At 70.6% G+C, this 12,752-nt stretch carries 12 protein-coding genes; 4 read left to right on the top strand and 8 right to left on the bottom strand.

The features are described from left to right. Positions 1-35: 35 nt before the first annotated feature. Both LB823_RS09870 and LB823_RS09865 read left to right on the top strand, forming a co-directional pair. Positions 36-2,171: an RNA degradosome polyphosphate kinase gene (locus LB823_RS09870; RefSeq protein ID WP_224646825.1), complete on the top strand. Its 2,136-nt coding sequence runs from the start codon at positions 36-38 to the stop codon at positions 2,169-2,171. Beyond that, positions 2,168-3,115 (top strand): NUDIX hydrolase, encoded by a 948-nt coding sequence (locus LB823_RS09865; RefSeq protein WP_224646821.1) that lies wholly within the window; start codon positions 2,168-2,170, stop codon positions 3,113-3,115. The genes LB823_RS09870 and LB823_RS09865 overlap by 4 nt, the downstream gene beginning before the upstream one ends. 34 nt (positions 3,116-3,149) lie before the next feature. On the opposite strand, the gene LB823_RS09860 is transcribed toward LB823_RS09865, so the two are convergent. The 3 genes from LB823_RS09860 to leuC all read right to left on the bottom strand — a co-directional run bounded on the left by LB823_RS09860 (position 3,150) and on the right by leuC (position 6,093). Continuing rightward, positions 3,150-3,869, bottom strand: a complete 720-nt coding sequence (locus LB823_RS09860; RefSeq protein WP_224646820.1) for an HU family DNA-binding protein — start codon at positions 3,867-3,869, stop codon at positions 3,150-3,152. Positions 3,870-4,038: 169 nt separating this feature from the next. Then, positions 4,039-4,626: a 3-isopropylmalate dehydratase small subunit gene (gene leuD / locus LB823_RS09855; protein WP_224646818.1), complete on the bottom strand. Its 588-nt coding sequence runs from the start codon at positions 4,624-4,626 to the stop codon at positions 4,039-4,041. A gap of 33 nt (positions 4,627-4,659) precedes the next feature. Next, the gene (gene leuC / locus LB823_RS09850; protein ID WP_224646824.1) at positions 4,660-6,093 is read right to left on the bottom strand and encodes a 3-isopropylmalate dehydratase large subunit; all 1,434 of its coding nucleotides are present in this window, start codon (positions 6,091-6,093) and stop codon (positions 4,660-4,662) included. A gap of 87 nt (positions 6,094-6,180) precedes the next feature. Here leuC and LB823_RS09845 point away from each other — a divergent pair, with 87 nt between their 5' ends. Continuing rightward, complete coding sequence (locus tag LB823_RS09845; protein WP_224646815.1) at positions 6,181-6,903, top strand: IclR family transcriptional regulator; 723 nt, start codon at positions 6,181-6,183, stop codon at positions 6,901-6,903. 4 nt (positions 6,904-6,907) lie between these two features. Here the strand turns inward: LB823_RS09845 and LB823_RS09840 are convergent, their stop codons facing one another. The 4 genes from LB823_RS09840 to LB823_RS09825 all read right to left on the bottom strand — a co-directional run bounded on the left by LB823_RS09840 (position 6,908) and on the right by LB823_RS09825 (position 10,275). Next, entirely contained in the window at positions 6,908-8,047 is a 1,140-nt protein-coding gene (locus LB823_RS09840) for an AAA family ATPase (protein WP_224646814.1), read from the bottom strand. A 3-nt stretch (positions 8,048-8,050) separates the two neighbouring features. After that, entirely contained in the window at positions 8,051-9,088 is a 1,038-nt protein-coding gene (locus LB823_RS09835; protein WP_068521441.1) for an aliphatic amidase, read from the bottom strand. Positions 9,089-9,142: 54 nt separating this feature from the next. Further along, complete coding sequence (locus LB823_RS09830; RefSeq protein WP_224646813.1) at positions 9,143-9,790, bottom strand: AmiS/UreI family transporter; 648 nt, start codon at positions 9,788-9,790, stop codon at positions 9,143-9,145. Positions 9,791-9,894: 104 nt separating this feature from the next. Continuing rightward, positions 9,895-10,275, bottom strand: a complete 381-nt coding sequence (locus LB823_RS09825) for a MarR family transcriptional regulator (protein ID WP_224646812.1) — start codon at positions 10,273-10,275, stop codon at positions 9,895-9,897. Positions 10,276-10,383: 108 nt separating this feature from the next. Here LB823_RS09825 and LB823_RS09820 point away from each other — a divergent pair, with 108 nt between their 5' ends. Next, positions 10,384-11,430, top strand: a complete 1,047-nt coding sequence (locus LB823_RS09820) for a substrate-binding domain-containing protein (RefSeq protein ID WP_224646811.1) — start codon at positions 10,384-10,386, stop codon at positions 11,428-11,430. Here the strand turns inward: LB823_RS09820 and LB823_RS09815 are convergent. Beyond that, positions 11,417-12,709 carry a DUF2235 domain-containing protein gene (locus tag LB823_RS09815; RefSeq protein WP_224646810.1) on the bottom strand — a complete coding sequence of 431 codons (1,293 nt, stop codon included), beginning with the start codon at positions 12,707-12,709 and terminating at the stop codon, positions 11,417-11,419. The two genes, LB823_RS09820 and LB823_RS09815, sit on opposite strands and share 14 nt — an antisense overlap. Between the last annotated feature and the right edge of the window lie 43 nt (positions 12,710-12,752).

The following is a 12,752-nucleotide window of genomic DNA, read 5'->3' as shown; positions in this document are numbered from 1 at the left end:
CCTCCGCCGAACCGACCCCCGCCCCGAGCGCCGCGGTGGCCGAGCCGGCCGTTCCGCCGTCCGGACGGCCGACGGCGATCCCGACGGCGCCCCCCGCGGCACCGACCGAGGTGCCCAGCGACCTGCCCGCGGACCGCTACCTCAACCGGGAACTGAGCTGGCTCGACTTCAACGCCCGCGTGCTGGCGATGGCGGAGGACGCCTCGCTGCCGCTGCTGGACCGGGCGAAGTTCCTGGCGATCTTCGCCTCGAACCTGGACGAGTTCTTCATGGTCCGGGTGGCCGGGCTCAAGCGCCGCGACCAGATGGGCCTGTCGGTCCGATCGGCCGACGGCCTCACGCCCCGCGAGCAACTGCGACTGATCTCCCAGCGGACCCAGGAGCTCTCGCACAAGCACGCCCTCGTGTTCAGCGACGCCGTGCGCCCGGAGTTGGCGGCGCAGGGCATCTCGGTGGTCAGCTGGGCGGATCTCTCGCCGGCCGAACGCGAGGACCTCTCCGCGTACTTCCACACGCAGGTCTTCCCCGTGCTCACGCCGCTCGCCGTCGATCCCGCGCACCCCTTCCCGTACATCTCGGGCCTCTCGCTCAACCTCGCCGTGGCGGTGGTCGACACGGCCACGGGTGGCGAGCATTTCGCGCGCGTGAAGGTGCCGGACAACGTCGCTCGGATGGTCTCGGTCCGCAGCGAGCGGATGGACCACGCGGTGCTCCCCCTCGAGGACCTGATCTCCGCGCACCTCGACGTCCTCTTCCCGGGGATGACGGTGTCGGAGCATCACGTCTTCCGCATCACGCGCAACGCGGATTTCGAGGTCGAGGAGGACCGCGACGAGGATCTGCTGCAGGCCCTCGAGCGGGAGCTCGCGCGGCGCCGGTTCGGCTCACCGGTGCGCCTCGAAGTGGCGGAGGACATGTCCGAGCACATGCTCGAGCTGCTGCTGCGCGAGATGGACGTCGACCCGGCCGATGTCATCACCGTGCCCGGCCTGCTCGACCTGAACTGCATGTTCGAGCTGTACGGCGTGGACCGGCCCGACTTGAAGGAGAAGCCCTTCGTCCCCGTGACCCACCCCGCGTTCGGTGAGCGGGAGACGCCCAAGAGCGTCTTCTCCACACTCCGCGAGGGCGACGTCCTCGTCCACCACCCGTACGACTCCTTCTCGACCAGCGTGCAGCGGTTCATCGAGCAGGCGGCCGCGGATCCCCACGTCTTGGCGATCAAGCAGACCCTGTACCGCACGTCGGGCGATTCGCCGATCGTCGACGCGCTGATCGACGCCGCCGAGGCCGGCAAGCAGGTCGTGGCCCTGGTCGAGATCAAGGCCCGCTTCGACGAGCAGGCGAACATCAAGTGGGCCAGGAAGTTGGAGCAGGCCGGGGTGCACGTGGTCTACGGGCTGGTGGGCCTGAAGACCCACTGCAAGACCTGCCTGGTGGTCCGCCGCGAGGGCTCGACGATCCGCCGGTACTGCCACATCGGTACGGGCAACTACAACCCCAAGACCGCGCGCCTGTACGAGGACGTCGGCCTGTTCACCGCCGATCCCGATCTGGGCGCGGACCTGACGGATCTGTTCAACCGGCTCACGGGCTACTCCCGCAAGGAGGAGTACCGCAACCTGATGGTGGCGCCGCACGGCATCCGGTCGGGCATCGTGGAGCGGATCGATCGGGAGATCGAACTGCAGCGCGCGGGCAAGCCGGCCGGCGTGCAGCTCAAGGCGAACGCCGTGGTGGACGAGCAGATCATCGACGCGCTGTACCGCGCGAGCCAGGCGGGCGTGCCCGTCGAGGTCGTCGTCCGGGGCATCTGCGCGCTGCGGCCCGGCGTCCCGGGGGTGAGCGAGAACATCACCGTCCGATCGATTCTCGGGCAGTTCCTCGAGCACTCCCGGATCCTGCACTTCCGCGGCGCGGACGAGTTCTGGATCGGCAGCGCCGACATGATGCACCGCAACCTGGATCGCCGCGTCGAGGTGATGGCGCAGGTGAAGGACCCGCGCCTCGCGCGGCAGCTGGGCGAGATGTTCGACTCCGCACTCGATCCCGCCACCCGCTGCTGGGTGCTCGACGGTGACGGGAACTGGAACGCCTCCCCCGTCCCGGGCGAGGCCGTCCGGGATCACCAGCGGGAACTGATGCGCGCGCACCGCGCGAGCCTGCGGTGAGCGGCGGAGGCGAGGGCGCGGTCGTCCGCGCCTCCGGGGGCGTGCTCTGGCGCCCCACCCCGGACGGTCCGGAAGTGGCCGTGGTGCACCGGCCGCGGTACGACGACTGGTCGCTGCCCAAGGGGCATGTGGAGCCCGACGAGAACCCCGTCGTGGCCGGGCTGCGCGAGGTCGTCGAGGAGACGGGCTTCTCCGCCCGGTTCGTGCGCGCCGTCGGCCAGGTCTCGTACGACGTGCCCCGGCGCAAACGGCACGGCCCGGGTGGGTCGACGGTGCGCAAGCGCGTCGGATACTGGTCGGCCCTCGCGGGTTCCGGTGTCTTCGCGCCGAACGAGGAGACCGACGAGCTGCGCTGGCTGTCCGTGCGGGCCGCCACGGCCCTGCTGAGCTATCCGATCGACCGGCGGATCCTGCGGGCCTTCGGCAAGCAGCCGCGGTCCACGGCGACGATGCTGATCGTCCGGCACGCCAAGGCCGGTCGGAAGCAGGGCTATCAGGGCGACGACCTGGCGCGGCCCCTGGACCGGAACGGGCGGGCCCAGGCGGAGGCCCTCGTGGACCTCCTGGGGGCGTTCGGGCCCGGCCACCTGTTCTCGGCGCCGCCGGTGCGGTGCACGCAGACCCTGGAGCCGCTGGCGGCTGAGACGGGCCTGCCTCTGACGGAGGAGCCGACGATGTCGGAAACGGCCTACGCCCGCGATCCGGCGGCTGCCCGTCGCCGGATCCGCGAGATCGCGCGGATGGGCGAGGAATCGGGCACTGTGCCCGTGGTGTGCAGCCAGGGCGGCGTGATCCCCGACCTCACCGCGTGGTGGGCGGGGGCGGACGACGCGCGCCTGCCCGCGGCCCGCAACCGCAAGGCCAGCGTGTGGGTGCTCACCACCGAGGGCGGGCGCCTGCTGACCATGGACCACATCGACAGCCCGCTGCCCCTGGAGCACTGAGGCTCCAGGGGCAGCGGGGCTCGACGGGCGTCGTCTACTTCTTGGCGGCCTTCTTGGCGGGAGCCTTCTTGGCCGGGGCCTTCTTGGCGGGGGCCTTGGTCGCGGCCTTCTTGGCCGGGGTGGCCTTCGCCGGAGCCTTCTTGGCGGGGGCCTTGGTCGCGGCCTTCTTGGCCGGCGTGGCCTTCGCCGGAGCCTTCTTGGCGGGGGCCTTGGTCGCGGCCTTCTTGGCGGGAGCCTTGGTCGCGGCCTTCTTGGCGGGAGCCTTGGTCGCGGCCTTCTTGGCCGGCGTGGTCTTCGCCGGAGCCTTCTTCGCGGGGGCGGCCTTGGTCGCCTTCGCCGGGGCCTTCTTCGCGGCCGCCTTGGTGGCGGTCGCCTTGGCGGCCTTCGCCGGAGCCTTCTTCGCCGCCGCCTTCTTGGCGGGCGCGGCCGCCGTGGCCGAGCTGCGGCGGACGGCGGGACCCGAGGCCGGCAGCTTGGCCGAGCCGGAGATCACGGCCTTGAACTGCGCACCGGGACGGAACGCGGGCACGGACGTGGGCTTGACCTTGACGGTCTCGCCGGTGCGGGGGTTGCGGGCGACGCGAGCGGCGCGCTTGCGCTGCTCGAAGACGCCGAAGCCCGTGATGGTCACCGACTCACCGGAGTGGACGGCACGGACGATCGTGTCCACGATCGCCTCGACGGCGGCGCCGGCGGTCCGGCGGTCGGTGCCCAGCTTCTCGGTGAGCGCCTCGATCAGTTCTGCCTTGTTCATGGACGATCTTCCCTCTGTGGTCGGAGGCTCACCGCTGAGCCAACTAGGGACACCGTAAACGCAGAATTGCATTCAATCCAAGAGCCACGCCAGATTTGATCGAAGATGTGTCGGAATGACAAGTGGCGGCACCGGTTCGATCCGATGCCGCCACTGACGGGTTTTCGACCTACAGGGTCACGGGTTTGTATGCGGGCCTGCGGCTTTCAAACTCGGCGATGGCCTCGTCCTGCTGCAGAGTGATGCCGATGTCGTCCAGACCGGCCATCAAGCGGTATCGGACCGGGTCGTCGATCGTGAAGGGAACTACCAAGTCCCCGGCGGTCACCGTCTTGTCCTCGAGGTCGACGGTGATCTCCAGCCCGGGATCGTTCTCGAGGGCCTTCCAGAGCAGCTCGACGTTCTCCTGCTCGACCAGAGCGGCCACGAGACCCGCCTTGCCCGAATTGCCGCGGAAGATGTCCGCGAACCGCGACGAGATGACTACCCGGAAGCCGTAGTCCATGAGGGCCCACACGGCGTGCTCGCGGGAGCTGCCGGTGCCGAAGTCCGGTCCGGCGACGAGCACCGAGCCGCGGTCATAGGGCGGGGTGTTGAGGATGAAGTTCGGATCGCCGCGCCAGGCCGAGAACAGCCCGTCCTCGAATCCGGTGCGGGTCACGCGCTTGAGGTAGACGGCGGGGATGATCTGGTCGGTGTCGACGTTGGTGCGGCGCAGCGGCACGCCGATGCCGGTGTGGGTGACGATGGCTTCCATGCTCGTTCTCCTTGGACTGCGGACGGGCGGGCGCTACGCGCCGGCTACGGGGGCCAGATCGGCCGGGGCGGAGAGGGTGCCGCGGACGGCCGTCGCGGCGGCGACCGCCGGCGAGACCAGGTGCGTGCGGCTGCCCTTGCCCTGGCGCCCCTCGAAGTTGCGGTTCGACGTGGACGCGGAGCGCTCGCCGGCGGCGAGCTGATCCGGGTTCATGCCCAGGCACATCGAGCAGCCGGCCTGCCGCCACTCGGCGCCGGCGTCGAGGAAGACCTGCCCCAGGCCCTCCTCCTCGGCCTGGGCGCGCACGCGCATCGACCCGGGTACCACGAGCATGCGGACGCCCTCTGCCACCTTGCGGCCGCGGAGGATCTCGGCGACGGCGCGCAGATCCTCGATCCGGCCGTTGGTGCACGAGCCGACGAAGACGGCGTCGACGGCGATGTCGCGCAGCGGGGTGCCCGCCTCGAGGCCCATGTACTGCAGCGCCTTCGCGGCGGTCTCCTTCTCGCCGTCCGAGCCGAAGGACTCGGGATCGGGCACCGAGGCGCTCAGCGGCAGGCCCTGGCCGGGGTTCGTGCCCCAGGTGACGAAGGGAGTGAGCGCGCTGCCGTCGATGTCGACCTCGGCGTCGAAAACCGCGCCCTCGTCGGTGCGAAGGGCGTCCCAGGCCTCGATCGCGGCGTCCCAGTCGGCGCCCTTCGGCGCGTGGTCGCGCCCCTCGAGGTAGTCGTAGGTGATCCGGTCGGGCGCGATCAGGCCGGCGCGGGCGCCGGCCTCGATCGACATGTTGCAGATGGTCATCCGCGCCTCCATCGAGAGCTTCTCGATGGCGCTGCCGCGGTACTCGAGCACGTAGCCCTGGCCGCCGCCGGTGCCGATCTTGGCGATGATCGCCAGGATCAGGTCCTTGGAGGTGACGCCGGGCTGCAGCTCGCCGGAGACGTTGATGGCCATGGTCTTGAAGGGCTTGAGCGGCAGGGTCTGGGTGGCCAGCACGTGCTCGACCTCCGAGGTGCCGATGCCCATGGCGATGGCGCCGAAGGCTCCGTGCGTGGACGTGTGGCTGTCGCCGCAGACGACCGTCATGCCCGGCTGGGTGAGACCGAGCTGCGGTCCCATCACGTGGACGATGCCCTGCTCGCCGTCGCCCATGGAGTGCAGGCGGACGCCGAACTCGGCGCAGTTGCGGCGCAGGGTCTCCACCTGGGTGCGGGAGACCTCGTCGGCGATGGGTTGGACCAGCGTGTCGGTGGGCACGTTGTGGTCCTCGGTGGCGATGGTGAGGTCGGGGCGCCGCACCGGCCGGCCGGCCAGGCGCAGGCCGTCGAAGGCCTGCGGGCTCGTCACCTCGTGCACGAGGTGCAGGTCGATGTAGATGAGGTCGGGCTCGCGCGAGGCGCCCTCGCCCTCCCCCTTGACGACGACGTGCTGATCCCAGACCTTCTCGGCCATTGTGCGCGGCTGCATGCTTCCCACCTGCTCCATGATCTTCGCTCCGCCGGTGGACGCGGGCTGCGCGTTGAATCCCACCATGCGAGAGCCTAGTATCGAACTATGGGAAATGATACCGCACCGTCGGACACCCCCGAAAGCCTCACCCCGGTGAGCGGGATCGGCGTGCTCGACAAGTCGGTGGCCGTGCTGCGCGCGGCCGCGGAGGAGCCGGCGAGCCTCGCCGAGCTGTGCGGCCGCACCGGCCTGCCGCGGGCGACGGCGCACCGTCTGGCCGTCGGGCTGGAGCTGCACGGCCTGCTCACTCGGGACGGGGACGGCCTGTGGCGGCCCGGGTCCGCGCTGCGCGAGCTCGCGGCCAGCACCGCCGACGCGCTCGTCGACACGGCGGCGATGGTCCTGCCCCGGCTCCGCGAGATCACCGGGGAGTCGGTCCAGCTCTACCGCCGCGAGGGCGATCACCGGGTGTGCGTCGCCGCCGCCGAGCCGCCCTCGGGCCTGCGCGACACCGTACCGGTGGGATCCCGGCTCCCGATGACCGCCGGCTCGGGCGCGAAGGTGCTCGCGGCGTGGGCGGATCCCCGGACCGACTCCTTCTTCAGCGACCGCGCGCTCGCCGAGGTCCGCAAGCGCGGCTGGGCGCAGAGCGCCGGCGAGCGCGAGTCGGGCGTCGCCAGCGTCTCGGCGCCGGTCCGCAATCCGCGCGGCGAGGTGATCGCGGCGATCTCCGTGTCCGGCCCGACCGACCGCATGGGCCGGCGGCCCGGCGCCCGGTGGGCCGCCGACCTGTTGCAGGCGGCGGAGGCGCTGCAGCGCCGGATCTGAGCCGTTACGCCGCCGGACCGCCCACCCGGCAGCGCACCGCGGCACAGTCGACCACGAGGACCGCGGAGACGCGGCTCGTCGTGTCCGCCATGCGCGCCGCGCGGTGCGCGATCACGGCCTCGGCCACCATGGGCCAGACGTCGTGCCGGATCGCGCGCCGGACGGAGCGCGCCCCGTACACCGGGTCGAAGCCGGTCTCCACCAGATGGGCGGCGACCGCGTCGTCGATCGTCAGGTCCACGCCCCGCTTGCGGGCCCGGTCCGCGAACATCTCCAGCTCGTGCCGGGCCACCTCCACCGCGGTGTCCTGGGAGAGCTCCTCGAAGAGCGTCACCTCGTCGATCCGGTTGAGGAACTCGGGATCGAAGAACCGGGCGATCGATTGCTCCGAGATCCGGTCGAGGCGCCCCTCCAGGACGCGGTCCACCCGCTCCCCCGCCGGCGCGGGCAGCAGCCGGGAGACCGAGCGCCCGGCCCGGTGCCACGGACGCTCCTGCTCGGCGCGCAGCTCGCGGCTGCCGAGGTTGGAGGTCATGAACACCAGGCAGTTGCGGAAGTCGTAGCGCTGCTGCCCGTTCGCCAGGGTCAGCTGACCCCGGTCCAGCACGTGCAGCAGGGCCCGCAGCACCGTGGTGTGCGCCTTCTCGACCTCGTCGAAGAGCACGATCCCCGGCATGGAGACGGTGCCCTCGATGCGGTCGCGGTCGAAGACGCTGAGCCCCTCCTTGGAGCCGGAGTAGCCGGGCGGCGCCCCGGCGAAGGACGCGGCGTAGTGCTCCTGCGCCATGGCCGACATGTCCACCTGGCAGAAGTCGTCCGGCCCCGTCCGCAGCGCGGAGGCCAGCTGGCGGACGATCTCGGTCTTGCCGGTCCCGGTGGGGCCGACCAGCAGGTGACTGGCGAGCGGACGGGTCTTGTCCGTAAGGCCCGCCTGCACCACCGAAAGGGTCTTGAAGATCGACTCGATCGCGTGGTCCTGTCCGAAGACGTTGGCGCGCAGCTGCGCCAGGATCCGCGCCGCGTCGACCCGCCCGACCGCCGCCTTGGCGAACTCGGCGTCGGTGGGGCGGGACTCGGAGTGGCCGGACGCCTGGCCGCCGACGGCGACGCCCTCGGCGGCCAGGCGATCGGTGATGAAGGGCACGGTCTACGCCTCGCGGGTCTTCTCGGTGGGCAGGGTCCCGACGGGGCAGTCGGCGACGCCGATCGTGTCGCGCGTGAAGGATTCGACCTGCTCCCGCGCGGCCTCGGCGTCGGTGACCCACAGCTTGTAGAAGTCGAAGGGGCACTCGGCGACGCCCTTGTCGCCCTCGCCCGCGGCGTGGATGCCCGTGTAGCCGCGGTGGAGGATCTTGAAGAGGTGGTTCTGCGACTGGTCGTGCTTGCGGGCGTCGCGGATCGTCGAGACGGAGAGCTGCGCGTACTGGATGCCGTACTCCTCCTCGCCGGTCTCGCCGAGCGTGCGGCCGTCGAAGCCGATGATCGCCGAGTGGCCGAAGTAGGAGTAGACGCCGTCGAAGCCGGCGGCGTTGGCGACGGCGACGTAGACGTTGTTGGCCCAGGCCATGGCCTTGGCCATGAGCACCTGCTGATCCTTCGACGGGTACATGTAGCCCTGGCAGCGCACCACGAGCTCCGCGCCCTTCATGGCGCAGTCGCGCCAGATCTCCGGGTAATTGCCGTCGTCGCAGACGATGAGCGAGACCTTGAGCCCCTTGGGGCCGTCCACGACATAGGTGGAGCTGCCGGGGTACCAGCCCTCGATGGGGGCCCACGGGATGATCTTGCGGTACTTCTGGACGATCTCGCCCTGGTCGTTGATGAGGATCAGGGTGTTGTAGGGCGGCTTGTTCGGGTGGTCCTCGTGCTGCTCACCGGTGATGGAGAAGACGCCCCAGGTGCCGGCCTTGCGGCAGGCGTCGGAGAAGATCTTCGTCTCCTCACCGGGGATCGCGGCGGCGGTGGCGTACATCTCGTCGGGGTCGTACATGATGCCCTGCGTGGAGTACTCGGGGAAGACGACGAGGTCCATGCCCGGCAGGCCGGCCTTCATTCCGACGATCATCTCGGCGATCTTGTGACAGTTCTCGATGACCCCGGCACGGTCGTGCAGGCGCGGCATCTTGTAGTTGACGACGGCGACGCCGACGGTGTCCGGGCTGGAGGAGATGTCTCCGTGACGCATGGTGGGACCTTTCGTTGATTTCGTTGATGTCGTTGCAGGGCAGGGATTGCAGGATCAGGCGGCCTCGGGCGCGGCGGCCGCCGGCACGGACTGGAGCGCGGACGCCGGAGCCGGCAGCGACGGCAGCACCCGCGCCGCCACGGCGCTCAGCACCAGGAGCGCGACGGCGATCACCACCGCCCACAGGGCCGCCGACGTACTGGTGGGCCAGTTCCCCCGCCAGATCAGCAGCGCGGGGACCGTCGCGGTCAGGTGCGAGCCGACGAGGATCAGCCAGCCGGTGAAGGGCATGAGCGAGGTCTTCCCGACGGCCAGGATGAGGAAGAACAACAGCCACATCACGGCCCAGACGAACCAGATGACGCCGAAGACGGGGTCCGACGAGAAGGAGAAGACGCCGAAGACGATCGCCATGGCGGACACGAAGAGCGAGTACCAGCCGAGGCCGCGGCCGTCGTTGCCCATGAGGTTGTTGACGCCGACGTAGAGGTAGGTGAGGCCGAACAGGTAGCTCGACCCCGCCCCGAAGACCCCGCCGAGGTCACCGTCGGCGGCGACGACCGCGAGCGTCGGTAGGACGACCTGTATCGCCCCGACGAAGAGGTTGAAGACGCCCGCCTCGCGGGCGGAGATCGCCCCGAGGAACCAGGCCCCGTTGACGAACAGAACGGCTCCGACGAAGAGCAATCCGAGTGTGGTCATCGCGACTCCCGATTTATTACCGATTCGGCACTATCTCTGATCGGTAGTATTCGCGGACAGCTCGATGCGCGCAGCGGAATCGGTGAAAACGCAGGTAGGGGTTGCTACGACAGGCGCAGGACGAGCGACTCCCAGACCTCACGGCCGGTGTCGGAGAGCGTCAGCAGAACACTGCGCCGGTCGCCCGGAGCGGGTCGCCGGTACGCGAGGTTGCGCTCGACCAGGCGGTCGACCAGGCGGGTGGTGGACGACGGAGTGGTGCCGGTCCGGGCCGCCAGCTCACCGACGGTGGCACCTTCGACCGCGGCGAGCAGGCGCAGCGCGCGGAAGTGCTCGACGGTGAGGTCGTGCTCCGCGAGGGCCGGGGTGAGGACGTTCATGACGAGATCGTCGGCCTCGCAGACGGCCGCGAAAGCGGTGCGCGCCGGCGCCTCCCGCAGGTCCGCGCTCGCGTCCATGTCCGCCCCGATCCTCGACTGTGTCATCGCAATCCGCGACCACTGTATCGCGTTCTTCCCCGGCTGCGGGCGCGCTCCGCGTAGGCTCGTCTGTACACCGGTCCGTAGGGCAGGACTTCAGACGAGCGGACGTCCATGAGCGAGTACACCGTTGGGTTGTTGTACCCCCGACGTGGCCCCGCGGGCCTGTTCGGACCGTCGTGCCTCAGTTGCACGACGCTGGCCGCCGACGACATCAACACCCGGGGCGGGATCCTCGGGCGCGAGTTGACCGTGCGCCCCATCGACTCCGCCACCGGCGTGGCGAACGTGACGCGCGAGGTCGAATCCCTGCTGGCGGCGGGCGAGATCGACGCCATCGTCGGCTGGCACACCTCCGACGTGCGGCGCGCGCTCTCCGCGCGGCTCGACCTGCGAGTGCCCTACGTCTACACCGCGCTCTACGAGGGCGGCGAGTCGACGGCCGGCGTCTTCCTCACGGGCGAGACGCCCGAGGAGCAGATCCTCCCCGCCCTCGAATGGCTCCGCCGGGAACGCGGACTGCGCCGGTGGTGGATCGTCGGCAGCGACTACCTCTGGGCCCGCGACAGCGCGAAGGCGTGCGTGCGCTTCGCGCGCCGCCTCGGCGACGATCTCGTGGGCGCGCGCTTCGTCCCCGTCGGCACCGAGGACTTCTCGTCCGTCGTCACCGACATCGCGCGCTCCGACGCCGACGGCGTGCTCATGCTCCTCCTCGGGCAGGACGCGGTCGAGTTCAACCGGGCCTTCGCGGCGGCCGGCCTCGACGGTGCCTTCGTGCGCTATTCGCCGCTCATGGACGAGCACATGCTGATGGCCTCGGGCCCGGACGCCACGCGCGACCTGTTCGCCTCGGCGGGCTACTTCGACTCCGTGGTGACGTCCGAGTCGATGGAGTTCGGCGCCCGCTACTTCGGCCGCTTCGGCCCCGACGCCTGCACCCCGACGTCGATGGGCGAGTCCTGCTTCGAGGGCATGCTCCTGCTCGAGTCCCTGTTGTCGACGGTGCGCAGCACGGACGTCCGGGACATCATGGCGGGGGTCGGCGGCGTGCACTACGAAGGGGCCCGCGGCAACATGGCGCTCCGCGACGGCCACGCGCATCAGCGGATGTACCTGGCGCGCGCGGAGGGATGCGACTTCGACGTGATCAGCCAGCTCTGAGCGTCCCACTCGCGGGCGGCGCGCTGAGGGCCGCGAAGGTGGGGACCTCGGTGTAGAGATTGTCCAGCGCGTGCACGTCGGCCGGCCCGGTCGAGCCGTCGGGCTTCAGGCTGAGGGCGCCGCGCACCTCGGCCACCCAGATCGCCGTGTTCGGGTTGATCCCGCGCTGGGCGGCGCTGCGTTCGAGGTGGACGTCGTAGGCGCGGCCGTGCGGATCGTTCACGCTCGGCGCGGTCGGCGCCATGGTGCGCCACCCGCCGGCGAAGACCGGCACGACGCCGGGCCCGGGCCGGCGCCACAGGTCGCGGATCGCCGCGAGGGCGTTGGCGATCCGATATCCGAAGCCCAGCGAATCGTTCTCGACGGGGCCGGTGGAGCACAGGCCCGGCCCGAGCATGGACCAGTCGAAGCGCAGCCCCGGATAGTCGTCGTAGTCCTCCGGCCGGACGGCGGCCTTGGGCCGCACGGACTCCCGCAGCCGGCCGCGTTGCGCCACCTCGCCGACCATCCAGAGCAGGGACCGGTCCGAGTAGAAGGAGTTCTCGTACCCTCCGCCCACGTCGAGGTGGACGCCGTCGAACCACACCTGCCGGATGTCCCGGTGCGCGCCGCCCCACAGGCAGGGCGCGAAGGGCCGGCGGCGCTCGCCGAGCGCGAGGGCCTGTCGGGCGCGGTTCACCTTCGGGCTGAGCTCGACGTCGTGGAACCGGTACTTCTCGCGGGCGATGCCGGGGAGGCCCAGGGCGCCGACGGTGTCGAAGACGCCCAGATTGTCGATGGTGACGACGCCCTCGTCATAGCAGTACGGCTGCAGCCTCGCGAGGTCCGCGTCGTGCTTCGGGTCCTTCTTCTCGCCCGGCGGCCGCGTCCGGTACACGGACATCGCCTCGGGCAGCTTGTCCTGCGCGACGCCGTCCGGGGTCAGAAGGCCGACGTGGGAGATCATCCCGATGAGGCTTCGCGCCGTGTAGGCGCCGCGGCTGAAGCCGAACACCGAGATCCGGTCGCCCGGCTCGTAGTTGAGCGCCAGGAAGCAGTAGCAGTCGAGGATGTTCGCGTCGAGCCCGAACCCGAAGGCACCCGCGAGAACGCGCTCGATCCGGCTGCCGGCGGAGCCCACGCCGCGCTGGTAGTAGACGATCTGGGGCTCGCCGTCGTGCCCGACGGGGGCCACGCCGCGGGCGATCTTCTCCACGTTCGAGACGTGCTTGTTGTCGGGCTTCTGCCACGTGCCGTCGCAGCAGATCACCAGGGTCTTCGGCTTCCGGATGGCGTTCATGGTCCGACCGTACGAAGCGGGCGGACAGCGGTCACGAGTAGTG

Source organism: Tsukamurella sp. M9C (assembly GCF_020169415.1).
Lineage (GTDB): Bacteria > Actinomycetota > Actinomycetes > Mycobacteriales > Mycobacteriaceae > Tsukamurella.
This window is presented reverse-complemented; position numbering and strand designations above follow the sequence as displayed.

What these genes read in the sequence shown, in the direction of transcription:
- LB823_RS09845 (WP_224646815.1), top strand. Translation starts at nt 6,181, where the DNA reads ATGGGAAATGATACCGCACCGTCGGACACCCCCGAAAGCCTCACCCCG.
- LB823_RS09835 (WP_068521441.1), bottom strand. Translation starts at nt 9,088, where the DNA reads ATGCGTCACGGAGACATCTCCTCCAGCCCGGACACCGTCGGCGTCGCC.
- LB823_RS09825 (WP_224646812.1), bottom strand. Translation starts at nt 10,275, where the DNA reads ATGACACAGTCGAGGATCGGGGCGGACATGGACGCGAGCGCGGACCTG.
- LB823_RS09820 (WP_224646811.1), top strand. Translation starts at nt 10,384, where the DNA reads ATGAGCGAGTACACCGTTGGGTTGTTGTACCCCCGACGTGGCCCCGCG.
- LB823_RS09815 (WP_224646810.1), bottom strand. Translation starts at nt 12,709, where the DNA reads ATGAACGCCATCCGGAAGCCGAAGACCCTGGTGATCTGCTGCGACGGC.
- LB823_RS09830 (WP_224646813.1), bottom strand. Translation starts at nt 9,790, where the DNA reads ATGACCACACTCGGATTGCTCTTCGTCGGAGCCGTTCTGTTCGTCAAC.
- leuD (WP_224646818.1), bottom strand. Translation starts at nt 4,626, where the DNA reads ATGGAAGCCATCGTCACCCACACCGGCATCGGCGTGCCGCTGCGCCGC.
- LB823_RS09860 (WP_224646820.1), bottom strand. Translation starts at nt 3,869, where the DNA reads ATGAACAAGGCAGAACTGATCGAGGCGCTCACCGAGAAGCTGGGCACC.
- leuC (WP_224646824.1), bottom strand. Translation starts at nt 6,093, where the DNA reads ATGCAGCCGCGCACAATGGCCGAGAAGGTCTGGGATCAGCACGTCGTC.